This window comes from Wolbachia endosymbiont (group B) of Ennomos erosarius (genome assembly GCF_964026905.1).
Lineage (GTDB): Bacteria > Pseudomonadota > Alphaproteobacteria > Rickettsiales > Anaplasmataceae > Wolbachia.
This window is the reverse complement of sequence record NZ_OZ034708.1, coordinates 1,173,531-1,186,273: the sequence shown is the minus strand read 5'-3', so window position 1 is coordinate 1,186,273 and position 12,743 is coordinate 1,173,531. Positions and strand designations below refer to the sequence as shown.

Here is a 12,743-nt window from a genome sequence, read left to right as displayed (position 1 = left end):
AATTGTTAATATAATATATTAAAGAAGTGATGAAGTAAAGGCTACAGCAATTAAAGATGGCTTAACTTAGCAAAAAAGTGCATAGTATCCTATCGCTTTGCTGATTACAAAATGTTTATAAGGATAATAACTTTTCTTTTGCTATACTCAAGCGCGGTTTTCTGTGGTGATTGTAATTTTAATTTACCATACTGTGGGCTTAGTTGTAATCTGGATCTATCATATAGAAATTTAAGTAATATAAAAAAATTGTTGAATAACGACGATAAGTTTGTTGTGCTTACGTTTGATGATGGACCGTCTAACAATAGAGTAAACGATATTATTAATGTTCTGGAAAGCTATGAAGCAAAAGCAACATTTTTTGTGCTTGGTGAACGTATAAATGAAAAAACGTCTAAAATAGTAAAGAAAATTCATGAATCAGGTCATGAGTTAGGCAATCACTCTTGGTCGCATAGGAAGTTGACATCACTTTCAAGTGAGGAACAATTGCAAGAATTGGAAAAGACAAATACAGCAATTAAAAATGTAATAAAACAAGATGTAAAATGGTTTCGTCCGCCATATGGATGTCATGACGATAATCTGATTGAAAATACTGATCAATTAAATATGTATTCAATATTATGGACAGTTGATTCGCTAGATTGGCAAGGTGATAAACCAGAAGCTTTAGTTGAAAGAGTTTTAAGTAATGTACATAATGGAGCAGTTATACTGTTTCATGATCACAATAACAGATCAAACACAATTGAAGCTTTACCTCATATTATTAAAATACTAAAAAAATCAGGTTACAAATTTGTTACCTTAAGTGAGTGGGAAAAAAGGGTTTGTAATACGGTAAAAGCCAGAAGTGTAACAATAAAAGAGGGGGGAAAAGTGCGTTTTGAAGGAATGTTATGTGGACAAAAAACAAAGTCTTTAACCGCAGAGCATTTATATTAGGCGGTATTCAGCTTACCATTTCCGCTGTTTTTAGCTATAGGTTATATAATTTACAAGTACGAAACAGACAAAAATACGAAACGCTGTCTAATAACAATAGGGTACGAATCACCACTATTATGCCTCAGCGAGGCAAAATTTTAGATAGGAATAGCATTGAACTTGCGATAAACAAAATTTCGTATGTTGTTTTGTTTGATGGTTCTGGTAAGGAAGTTGATTTGCAAACATTATCAGAAGTCGAGTCTAAAATAGCAAAATCGTCAGAAACAAAAGTAACTGCTCTTTATAAACGTTATTACCCGTTTGGTTCAATGTGTTCTCATGTAATCGGATATACAAAAAGACAGCAAGGCATAAGCGAAGTAGGAATCAGCGGTATTGAATATACATATGATCATATATTGAAAGGCAAGCCAGGAAAATCTGAGCAGGAAATAAATTCTAAAAAACGCGTCATAAAAGAATTATCAAGCATACCACAACAAGACGGACAAGATGTACAACTGACAATTGATATTAATCTGCAAGAGAAAATCGCAGAGGTATTTAAAGATCACCAAGGCTCCGCAGTGGTAATTGATGTAAATAATGGAGAAATTTTAGCATTATATAATTCACCTTCTTACGATAATAATCTTTTTGCTAGCAGGCTATCAAATGAGACTTGGGAGAGCTTGAATGCTCCTTCATTGCCGCTCGTGAATCGTGCGTTATCATATCAAATTCCACCTGGTTCAATATTTAAAATAATGGTTGCGCTTGCAGGTTTAAAGGACGGAATAATCACACCAGAAGAAAAATTCTCGTGTAAGGGCTATATGAAAATAGGTGAGCGGAAATTTCGCTGCTTGAAAAGCAAAGTCCATGGATATATATCTTTAAATGAGGCAATGGCATTATCATGCAACACTTACTTTTATAACATAGGAAAAAAAATAAGTGTAGACTCTCTAGTAGAAATGGCCAGAAAATTTGGTATTGGAAGTGGGCCACTGATTGGAACGTTTAAAGAAGAAGCTCCAGGATTGTTGCCCGATAGAGATTGGCGCGCACGAAAGCTATATTCGCAGTGGTATTTAGGTGACACTATCAACCTAGTTATAGGACAAGGGTATATACTTACAACACCACTGCAGCTTGCAGTTCTTTCGGCAAGGCTTGCAACAGGAAAAGAGGTAATTCCCCACATTGAAATGAGTAAAACGATACAAGATTTTTCCGATATTGATGTGAATCGTGAGCATCTTAGCATAGTTCGAAAAGCTATGTTTGACGTGGTGAATTCTAAAACTGGAACCTATAAAAAAGGGCTAAGCGGTATACAAATTGCCGGCAAAACCGGTACACCAGAAATAAACTCTAAGGGCGAAAGTCATAAGTTATTTATCGCTTATGGCCCTTACCATAACCCGCGCTACGCAATCTCTGTGTTTATAGAACACGGCAAAGCCCCACGCCAAGATGTTGCTATAGCTAATGAGATATTTCAGTATATGCTTGAAACTATGAACGCGAATTCTGGATTAAGGAAGGAAGAAAGTATAGGAAATAGAAGGCTTTTTGGATTTGATGGAATAGGAAATGAGAGTAGAAAAGATATGAACCAAAAAATTAACAGGGGATCTATGGCGAGTGTGTTCAATTTCTAGTCTATTTTTTAACGCGAATGAATCCACAACTGTACGAACATTGTGATTTGAGAACAATCTCCGCCAGGAAGGGTGTCATCCCAGTGCGTGACACTGGGATGGCTTTGTTGCATAGCACCTTAAGCAGTGATGGTTTACGACAAATTTATGTAATGATTTCAAATTTAGCCATACCAATATCAGTGAATTTGTTGAGCAAATAGCACTTAATTAGTAATTCTTTTTCACGATTTACTTCAGATTTATTCCTAAAGCTAAATCCAAATACTTGCTTCAACCTTGAGAAAAATCCTTCTATGTAAGATCTCTTTCCATAAATTGCTTCCTTTTTCCACTCTTTTACACCATCTTGTCCATATAATTTTATTAACCTAATAGCAGCATTTCTGTCAGACATATAATCTATTTTTGAATGTTCTGCTGCATCCTTTTTTGGTAGAACTTTTGTCTTTATATCGTATTTCTTACACAATTTATAAAGTTTGTGCCTATCGTATGCCCTATCTGCATATAATGCTTTTATTTTGTGCTGAAAATTAACTTCTTCAAGCAAATCGCAAGCTCCATAGTGGTCAGAGTAGAAGCCATTACTGTATCTTGCAGCTATAGCTTTTTTACTATTTACACTTAACATAACATGTAACTTTCTTACTTGCTCGTAGCTTCGGTACTTTCTATCTGCACTGTTTTCCTTACTGTGGCCAGGAGTGTTACTGTAAATGCTGATACTTGTGCTATCTATGATAATTTCAATATTTTCCATGTTGCTTTTATCAACCCTGCAATCATTTATCTTAATATTAAGTTTTTTAAACCTTCTTGATGCTTGTGAATAGCTGATAACTGCCAAATTTTTTCCTATTTGTTGCAGATATCCTTTTATAAACCCCACCGTTTGTCTTAAACCAATTCTAAAAAGATTGACAATTATATGCACCAAAATTACGACTTTATCACTGTAAATATAGTTGCCGCCCTGCATTTTTGGACTATTTTCATACCAATTTTCGATAGCTTCATCGATGTAACGAAAAATATTTCCCCTTTTTTCAAGGAATTTGTTATATTCGTTTTGGTTACTGACTTTCATTTTCTGTGGCATATTTTTTCTTCAACAGTTAAATGGTTATTTATAATGAATTTTGTCAGTAGCCACCAGATTTTTTCGGTTGCTATGCAACAAAGCCATCCCAGTGTCACGCACTGGAATGACACCATTTGTTGTGCAAATTACCTTTGCAAACAAATGTTCGTACAGCTGTGTGTCACGCACTTTGCTTCAATATTTGCACATTAGCCACTCCTCTGAACAGATACACTCTTCTTTAAATTTTTTTAGATGTTCTTTTTTTTCGCACTCTAAAAGCAGCTCTTCCACACTTTTGTTGTAGCTTTCAGTAGTAATCCTTCCCTGATGATGCATGAACCTTAAGTAAATTAAATAAGTGTTAATTACATCTGTTTCACAATAATCTCGAATCTCTTGTATCTTGCCGCTATCGTATAAGCCCATAACTTGTGACCCATCAACTCCAATTTTACCAGGAAGGTTAAATGCTGCACAAACTTCGTTCATTTTTACTCTCGCAGAAGCTCCAAAATCAGAGAGGGTTTCAAGCAAATCACAATGCCAATCACTGCTATATCTCTGATTGTAACTATTCCACTTATCGCCAGCTTTATGAAAATATTCTGCTTGAATGCCATGGACCATAGCACGATACTTCAGTACCGGTATATCAAAAGTGCGTCCGTTGAACGAAACTAATCTTGGCTTTTTCTCTGATATGTAGTTAAAAAATCCTTTCACTAGCTCCTTTTCACTGGAATTTAGTGTACCTCCAGATCTTATTTCTTGCAGTGTGAACACCTCATAACCGCTCTGGTAGCTTATATTGCAAAGTAAAAAACTAATAACTACAATTTGGTGGAAGGGCTGACGCAAAAAAGAGTTTTGCCCGTTTGTTATTTCAAGATGATATTTTGTTAATGCATCCCTCTTCTCTTCTACACTACTATCATCACTAATATTGAGTAAATTTTTGCAGGAATTTACATCTGGTATAGTTTCAATATCAAATACCAATAAAGAATTAAGCATTGCCTATATACTCCTCAGGACGGTCAATCCAAGGTCGCACTTTCACAAATAAAAAGAGGTGTACCTTGCACTCAAATAATTTTTCTAGTTCAGCACGCGCTTCGATATTAATTTTTTTAATATTACTGCCATCTTTTCCTAGCACTATTTTTTTATGACTATCTTTCAACACGAATATGATCTGTTTTATGACTAAACTCTTATCTTTTTTTTCCTCAAATTGTTCAGTTATAACAGCTGTAGAGTATGGCAATTCTTCACGCAAGTTCAAGAATAATTTTTCTCTCGTAATTTCTGCTGATAAAAAATTTGTCGAGGAATCGGTTATTTGATCTTCTTCATAAAACCAAGGGCTCACCGGTGCAACTTCAGATAAGTAATTCACCAAATCAGAAAGTCCATCATTCTTTAATGCGGATATTGTAAAAACCTTTTCAAATTTATAAAGCAAATTCAGATGCTCATGCGCCATCTTTAATTCAGGCCTTTTTACCAAATCAGTTTTATTGATAACCAAAATGCATCTGCCTTTTGTGCGCTGCAGTCGTGCAAATATAGTCTTAATTCTTTCTATATTTTTCAAATAATTGCTTACATCAACAAGCAACAAAGTGATGTCATCACCCTTGATTGCTGACCATGCAGACTTGACTAAAGCTTTTTCAAGTTTTGTTTCTGCTGAGAAAATTCCTGGGGAGTCAGTAAAGACAATTTGTGTGTTGTTGCATGTTGCAATACCCCTTATTTGCGTCCTTGTTGTTTGCACTTTAGGGGTGACAATTGCAATCTTCTTGCCTATGATGCTGTTAATTAATGTAGACTTCCCAGCATTTGGTAAGCCAGCTATGGTTACAAATAAGGACTTTTGTTCTTTCACAAAGGAAATTATAAAGAAAACTGGATGCGAGCGTCAAGCTACTTGTATGACATCATTCTCCTGTCATCCAAGTAGCTGACACTAGTTCACTCTATAATGGTATCAACGCGAATTCTGGATTAAAGGAGAATAGAAAAGGCAAGAAAACAGGGTAAACTCAGCAGTTATAAAAAAACAGATGAGGTTAACCATGGAAGATATAACAAACTGTTTTGTTTGGTCGATGATTTTTGCAGAGATATAGAGAAAAATTTTGCAGGTAAACTACTGCCAAATGGTAAAAAACCCACAAGAACAACGGAAATTGAGCACTCCGAAATCATGACAATAATCCTGCTATATCAACAATCTCCGTGTAAAAATTTCAAAACTTTCTATCTACATTACCTAACGTTGCTCTACAAATCAGAGTTTCCAAAGTTGCCTTCATATACCAGGTTTGTTGCTCTAAAGCCTAGGGTTTTGTGGCATTTAGCAATGTTGTTGCATTGGCTTTGTGGACAGTCAGAAAACACTGGAATTTCATATATAGACACAACTCCCATTGCAGTTTGTCATGCAAAAAGAATATCCAAAAACAAAGTTTTTGCTGGAATTGCAAAATTAAGCAAGAGTACTTACGGCTGGTTTTTTGGTTTCAAATTACATATGGTAATCAATGAAAATGGTGAAATTCATTCACTTACGCTAACAAAAGGCAATGTTGATGATAGGATACCTGTGCCAAATCTGACGGAAAAATTAACCGGCCTTTTGTTTGGTGACAAAGGTTATATTGCAAAAGAGCTTTTTCAGAAGCTGTTTGACCGAGGTTTGAAACTTGTTACCAAGGTGAAAAAAGGTATGAAAAATGCATTGATTTCGCTAAATGAGAAGATTTTACTGAGAAAAAGGTCTATCATTGAGACTGTTTTTGGTTACCTAAAAAATAGACTAGAAATTGAACACACTCGCCATAGATCCCCTGTTAATTTTTTGGTTCATATCTTTTCTACTCTCATTTCCTATTCCATCAAATCCAAAAAGCCTTCTATTTCCTATACTTTCTTCCTTCCTTAATCCAGAATTCGCGTTTAAGGTGCTATGCAACAAAGCCATTCCAGTGTCAAGCACTGGAATGACACCATTTGTTGTAAACTCACTTTTACTCTATGGTTATACTACCTTGCCGCTATCCTGAACGGATACCTTCTTTCAGCTTTGGATGACAATAGGAAAAAGTTTGTTACTTAAGCTTAAAAAACGTGTATGATAGTGTTATTTCGCTCAAATCTTTTGTATTACTATCAAGTATTATCTCAGGATCTATATAGAAAGATACGGGCATAGCAGCTTTTTGTTTTGGTAGCAACATTTGCTCTTCAAAACAAAAGCATGCAACTTTATTGAAATACTTACCTGCTTTGAAAGGCGTAACGTTATATACTGCCATACCAAATGAAGGCTGATCAGATAGATTTTTTGCGTAATAAAAAGCTAAACTTTGTTCTCCTATGTTTACATCAACGTAGTTAGTTTCTGATTTAAATTCCCAAGGTAGATCGGACATTATATCAGCATTGAAGTGAACCCTGATTTTTTGGTCAGTTGCACTTATTGTTGCATTAGTTACTTTTCTTGTTGTGCCACCATATCCAGTAGCTTTGCAAAAAATGCTGTATAGAGGCACCGATGCATATGCAAGACATAGCATCAACACGACTAAAGATATTAAAAAGAAAACTATAGAATTCTTACTACCTTTCCTTAAAAAGGAAAACATCTAGTCCCTATTATTGAACAAGTTAAGTAACCTGAGTAGATTGAGAAATATGTTAATAAAGTTAAAATAAAGATCAGTTGCACCCAGTATTGCCAATTTAGTAGTAGCGACTTCTGATCCGTCGTTATATTTATAATAAACGTCCTTGATTCTTTGAGCATCATACGCAGTCATTAAGGTAAAGACTATTACTGATATGAACGATATTGCAAAGTAGAGAGGACTACTTCCAAGGAATAAATTTACTACGGATGCTATAATTATCCCCAAGACTCCCATAATCAAGAAAGAGCCCATACTTGTAAGATCTCTTTTTGTGGTATTACCATATAAAGCCATAGAGCCAAACATAATTGATGTAATGAAAAACGCTCTTGCTATATTTTCTGCAGTATAAACTATAAAAATATAAGATAAGGAAAGCCCCATTAACACTGAGAACGAGAAAAATATAGTAACGGCAGACTGAGCACTTAGGTGTTGAATTCTATACCGCATATAGATCACCAATGCAGCTGGAGAGAATATTATCACAAGCGACAGAACAGGATTAGAATGAATTACCTGAAAAAGACCAGAAAATACCGTTAGAAACGCAACAAGCCCTGTAACGCCTAAAGCTAAAGCCATGTAGTTATATACTTTAGTTAGGTAACTTCTAAGCCCAGCACTATAATAAGCGCCTTGAGAGCGAATATCCTGTTCATTTCTCATGTAAGACATAATATAACTCCTTTTGTCTATTATTTAACACATTATAATATAAAACCACATTTTTATCAAGTATTTTTATTATAAACAGCTATGCGCTGGCATTTGTTTTAATATAAATAGAATATAGGCCTATTGCTGCTGCATTTGAAACATTTAAGCTGTCAATTACGTTTGACATTGGGATTTTTAAAAGATAATCACAATTTTCTTTAACTAACCTCCGCATTCCTTTCTCTTCGGAACCAAAAATAATTACTCTTTTTTTCTCAAAGCTCTTTATTTCATCTATATTTTCTTTAGCATTGCAATCAAACCCGTAACACCAGTAGCCGACCTCTTTCAAAGACTGCATAGTTTTTACTATATTTGTAACGTATATTAGCGGGACAATATCTAATGCCCCACTTGCTGCTTTTGCAATAGATGCATTTTCACTCGGTGAATGGTTATGTGGTAAAACCAATGCATTGACATTAAAACAAGCTGAAGTTCTTAAAATCGACCCAATATTGTGCGTGTCAGTGACTTGATCTAAAATGACTATGGTAGAGCTATCGTTCGAGCTTTCAGCTATTTCTTCAATGCTTAAGTTATAAAGAATAGGGGCAACATTTAAAGCAATTCCCTGATGGTTAGCACCTTTGGGTAAAACGTCATTAAGTATTTTGTTTTCTACTAATCGAACTTTAATGCCCTTACTGTCTACACATTGCCTAATTTCTTTTTCGTGTTCTCTATAGAAATTTTCTGTTGCTAACAGTTCTATACACCGCCTATTTTTATTCTTCAGTGCTGACATGCAGGTGTGCTTTCCATACAGCCAAAAATTCTCATTAGTTTTTGACGATTTCATCGTATTATTGAAAATCGGGTTTTTATAGAATAAGCAACATTTTACTATGTTTAGATATTGTTGTAAAATTATACAATTCGATTAATGCGTTTATGTCGGACGATAAGTTGGATTGGCAAAAAAATGTTAAGCCAATAGAATGTAGAAAAGTTACTTTGAAAGTTGATCATAAAGTAAATATAAAGTCTATGGTTGATAAAGGTACCTCCGACTTACAAGGGAATTTTCTTAATACCAATAATGGTAACTCATCATTTTGTCTTGACTACAACACAAAATCAAAGATTGATAGGGGTAAATATTTTATAAGCGATAAGCTCGATTTGCATGGCTATAATATAGAGGATGCTTACTGTAAATTGGTAGATTTTATTATCAAAAATTATCGAGCAGGAAATAGATGTTTATTGGTAATTACGGGATACGGCAGTGCAACAAATAAAACAGACACTATAAAGAGTAACTTAAGTAAATGGTTAAATGACACTAAAATCCAGCATATGGCTCTATACTACCAGCAAGCTACGAAAAAACATGGTGGTAAAGGAGCTTTTTATGTTTTATTAAGAAGGAATAAAAACCTTGAGTCCTGATACTTAAAATTCCTTTTAAGCCTTAATTTTTCTTGTATAACCATATAAAAATCAGTGTTCGGCAGCGCATGACGCACAATTGTACAAACATTGTAGCCGTTATTCAAGTAGCTATAGAAACGAAAAAACTTACTTGACACATTTTGCCAGCCCCCCTATCATGGTACTGAAGGTATTCATTTATCTTCAATCTGTGCAGATCAAACGACAACAGTATTACGTAATGGCGTCTTATTTTTAATTTTTTGCACTATGCGCACCTTATGTCTTCACAACATTTCTAGCTATATAAGCTGAAACGCGCTTATAAAGCGTTTAAGACAGTATAGAACGCCAATTTGCAGGATTAGAGAGTGACAACTAGCTAACACGGAATATCTTTTGCCTTTTTTTTCTGCTTAGTAAATTTCCTAAACATTTAAGACAGTATAGAACGCCAATTTGCAGGATTAGAGAGTGACAACTAGCTAACACGGAATATCTTTTGCCTTTTTTTTCTGCTTAGTAAATTTCCTAAACATTTATGACTAAAGGTTAGTTGCATTAAAAAGCAGCTGAATCGCGGTTATTAGACGTTTAAAAACGCGAATTCTGGATTAAAGGAGAATAGAAAAGGCAAGAAAACAGGGTAAACTCAGCAGTTATAAAAAAACAGATGAGGTTAACCATGGAAGATATAACAAACTGTTTTGTTTGGTCGATGATTTTTGCAGAGATATAGAGAAAAATTTTGCAGGTAAACTACTGCCAAATGGTAAAAAACCCACAAGAACAACGGAAATTGAGCACTCCGAAATCATGACAATAATCCTGCTATATCAACAATCTCCGTGTAAAAATTTCAAAACTTTCTATCTACATTACCTAACGTTGCTCTACAAATCAGAGTTTCCAAAGTTGCCTTCATATACCAGGTTTGTTGCTCTAAAGCCTAGGGTTTTGTGGCATTTAGCAATGTTGTTGCATTGGCTTTGTGGACAGTCAGAAAACACTGGAATTTCATATATAGACACAACTCCCATTGCAGTTTGTCATGCAAAAAGAATATCCAAAAACAAAGTTTTTGCTGGAATTGCAAAATTAAGCAAGAGTACTTACGGCTGGTTTTTTGGTTTCAAATTACATATGGTAATCAATGAAAATGGTGAAATTCATTCACTTACGCTAACAAAAGGCAATGTTGATGATAGGATACCTGTGCCAAATCTGACGGAAAAATTAACCGGCCTTTTGTTTGGTGACAAAGGTTATATTGCAAAAGAGCTTTTTCAGAAGCTGTTTGACCGAGGTTTGAAACTTGTTACCAAGGTGAAAAAAGGTATGAAAAATGCATTGATTTCGCTAAATGAGAAGATTTTACTGAGAAAAAGGTCTATCATTGAGACTGTTTTTGGTTACCTAAAAAATAGACTAGAAATTGAACACACTCGCCATAGATCCCCTGTTAATTTTTTGGTTCATATCTTTTCTACTCTCATTTCCTATTCCATCAAATCCAAAAAGCCTTCTATTTCCTATACTTTCTTCCTTCCTTAATCCAGAATTCGCGTTTAAAACATAAAAAAAACGCCAATGTTTTTAAATAGATATTAGCCGGGGTTTCTTTTGCCTTTTTTTTCGTTTGGTAAATTTCTTAATATTTGTAGCTAGAGACTCTCATCTTTAGCGAGCTTCAAGGTAATTGATTGCTATTTGCGAAAATATTTGCATAATTTAAGCAACATTAATTGATAAAAATTAACTATGGAGCTTAATAAGATTGCAGCATCGATTTTACTTTCTGGGCTAATCATTATGATAGTCAGCAACGTAGTTGATATGCTGTATAGTCCAGAGGAATATAAGATTGAACACCAAACGATAGTAGCTGCTGAGCCTCAGCAAAAAATTGAGCAAGTGGCGCTTGATATTGGAGCGCTCATGCAGAATGCTAGCTTTGAGAAAGGTAAATCAGCAGCGAAAAAATGTATAGCTTGCCACAGTTTTGAGAAAGGTGGAATGAATAAAGTAGGACCAAATTTATGGAACGTAATTGGAAACAAAAAGGCCCATCTTGGCAACTCATTCAATTACTCAAAAGCAGTGCTTGAAAAAGGTGGAAAATGGGGGTATGAGGAGCTATTTGCCTTTTTAAAGAACCCAAAAGCCTATATAAAAGGTACACGTATGGCATTTGCAGGTATTTCCAATCCACAAGAAATTGCAGATCTAGTCAGCTATTTGCGTTCGATGAGCGATAGTCCGGTTGCTTTGCCAAAGTAGTATGGATTATTGTAAATTGTTTGATGGAAATAATGGTCACATAGCATATCGAAAGCTACAAGGAAAGAAAGCTTCTGTAGTTTTTTTCGGTGGATTTGCATCAAATATGAATGGAACTAAAGCAACTGCTATTTACAAATTTTGCCAAGAAAATGACGTAGCACTTGTGCTATTTGATTACTTTGGTCACGGTAACTCAAGTGGTAATTTTGCCGATTATACAATAAGTGATTGGCAAAAAAATTGTGCTAAAGTGATAAGTGAATTAACTAGTGGTAAACAAATAGTTATAGGTTCAAGTATCGGAGGATGGCTGATGCTGCTCACTGCCCTTCAATTTTCAGAAAAAATTGCAGCATTAATCGGCATATCGTCTGCTCCCGATTTCACTGAAGATTTGATATTCAAGCAATTGTCAGGCAAGCAAAAAGAAGAACTAGATTCTAAAGGTGTAATAGATTTTACTTCAGAGCATTGTACATACAAAATAACTAAAAATTTGATCGAAGATGGCAGAAAGAACCTTCTTTTAAACAAAGAGACAATAGATATAAACTGTCCTGTGCACTTATTGCATAGCATTAATGATAAAGATGTTCCTTATCAAACTTCATTGAATTTAGCTGAAAAAATCAAGTCAACTGATGTTGAAGTACACTTAATAAAATCAGCAGAGCATAACATGTCTGACAATCATTCACTGGAAGTTTTATTTAAGACCATTAGGGAATTTTGTAACCGTTCACTTATTTGAGCTTTCTTCAATTTAAAGTAAATACAGAAAATTGCTGCCTATAGCTAAACTGACCTTACCCAGAAAAAGTGGAGAGAAAGTTGAGAATGTTTTTTTATAAAAAGAATGATGAATCAAAATGTTCAGGGATGCAATAGTTAATAGTGACGTTGTTTGTTATAAAAAATTTCTATATATTAAAATATAGCAGTTTTAATATGCTGTTTAGAGTGCTTAGAAACGCG

Annotated in this window: 13 protein-coding genes; 7 read left to right on the top strand and 6 right to left on the bottom strand. The window is 34.6% G+C overall.

The features are described 5' to 3' along the window. Positions 1-111 precede the first annotated feature (111 nt). Positions 112-951 (top strand): polysaccharide deacetylase family protein, encoded by an 840-nt coding sequence (locus AAGD95_RS06235; RefSeq protein ID WP_341818493.1) that lies wholly within the window; start codon positions 112-114, stop codon positions 949-951. Then, a complete protein-coding gene (locus AAGD95_RS06230; RefSeq protein ID WP_341818492.1) occupies positions 906-2,603 on the top strand; it encodes a penicillin-binding transpeptidase domain-containing protein in 1,698 nt (565 codons plus the stop codon). The genes AAGD95_RS06235 and AAGD95_RS06230 overlap by 46 nt, the downstream gene beginning before the upstream one ends. A 145-nt stretch (positions 2,604-2,748) precedes the next feature. Here the strand turns inward: AAGD95_RS06230 and AAGD95_RS06225 are convergent, their stop codons facing one another. The 3 genes from AAGD95_RS06225 to era form a co-directional block, all read right to left on the bottom strand. After that, entirely contained in the window at positions 2,749-3,705 is a 957-nt protein-coding gene (locus AAGD95_RS06225; RefSeq protein WP_341818409.1) for an IS5 family transposase, read from the bottom strand. A gap of 177 nt (positions 3,706-3,882) precedes the next feature. Continuing rightward, entirely contained in the window at positions 3,883-4,704 is an 822-nt protein-coding gene (locus AAGD95_RS06220; RefSeq protein WP_341818491.1) for a 3'-5' exonuclease, read from the bottom strand. Next, positions 4,697-5,581 (bottom strand): GTPase Era, encoded by an 885-nt coding sequence (gene era / locus AAGD95_RS06215; RefSeq protein ID WP_341818490.1) that lies wholly within the window; start codon positions 5,579-5,581, stop codon positions 4,697-4,699. The genes AAGD95_RS06220 and era overlap by 8 nt, the downstream gene beginning before the upstream one ends. A gap of 207 nt (positions 5,582-5,788) precedes the next feature. Between era and AAGD95_RS06210 the strand changes: the two genes are divergently transcribed. Beyond that, on the top strand, positions 5,789-6,640 hold the full coding sequence (locus tag AAGD95_RS06210) for an IS982 family transposase (protein ID WP_410542088.1): 852 nt from the start codon (positions 5,789-5,791) through the stop codon (positions 6,638-6,640). Between the two features lie 166 nt (positions 6,641-6,806). Here AAGD95_RS06210 and AAGD95_RS06205 read toward each other — a convergent pair whose 3' ends face one another. The 3 genes from AAGD95_RS06205 to rlmB all read right to left on the bottom strand — a co-directional run bounded on the left by AAGD95_RS06205 (position 6,807) and on the right by rlmB (position 8,910). Beyond that, complete coding sequence (locus AAGD95_RS06205) at positions 6,807-7,343, bottom strand: cytochrome c oxidase assembly protein (RefSeq protein ID WP_341818489.1); 537 nt, start codon at positions 7,341-7,343, stop codon at positions 6,807-6,809. Then, positions 7,344-8,066 (bottom strand): Bax inhibitor-1/YccA family protein, encoded by a 723-nt coding sequence (locus AAGD95_RS06200; RefSeq protein ID WP_265026377.1) that lies wholly within the window; start codon positions 8,064-8,066, stop codon positions 7,344-7,346. Positions 8,067-8,145: 79 nt separating this feature from the next. Further along, a complete protein-coding gene (gene rlmB / locus AAGD95_RS06195; protein ID WP_341818488.1) occupies positions 8,146-8,910 on the bottom strand; it encodes a 23S rRNA (guanosine(2251)-2'-O)-methyltransferase RlmB in 765 nt (254 codons plus the stop codon). 92 nt (positions 8,911-9,002) lie between these two features. Between rlmB and AAGD95_RS06190 the strand changes: the two genes are divergently transcribed. From AAGD95_RS06190 to AAGD95_RS06175, 4 genes are all read left to right on the top strand, one after another. Beyond that, on the top strand, positions 9,003-9,503 hold the full coding sequence (locus AAGD95_RS06190; protein WP_341818487.1) for a Smr/MutS family protein: 501 nt from the start codon (positions 9,003-9,005) through the stop codon (positions 9,501-9,503). A 684-nt stretch (positions 9,504-10,187) separates the two neighbouring features. After that, positions 10,188-11,039, top strand: coding sequence for an IS982 family transposase (locus AAGD95_RS06185; protein ID WP_410542088.1), 852 nt, complete (start codon positions 10,188-10,190; stop codon positions 11,037-11,039). A 207-nt stretch (positions 11,040-11,246) separates the two neighbouring features. After that, positions 11,247-11,765: a c-type cytochrome gene (locus AAGD95_RS06180; protein WP_265034440.1), complete on the top strand. Its 519-nt coding sequence runs from the start codon at positions 11,247-11,249 to the stop codon at positions 11,763-11,765. A gap of 1 nt (position 11,766) precedes the next feature. After that, positions 11,767-12,519, top strand: coding sequence for an alpha/beta hydrolase (locus AAGD95_RS06175; RefSeq protein ID WP_341818486.1), 753 nt, complete (start codon positions 11,767-11,769; stop codon positions 12,517-12,519). Positions 12,520-12,743 lie beyond the last annotated feature (224 nt).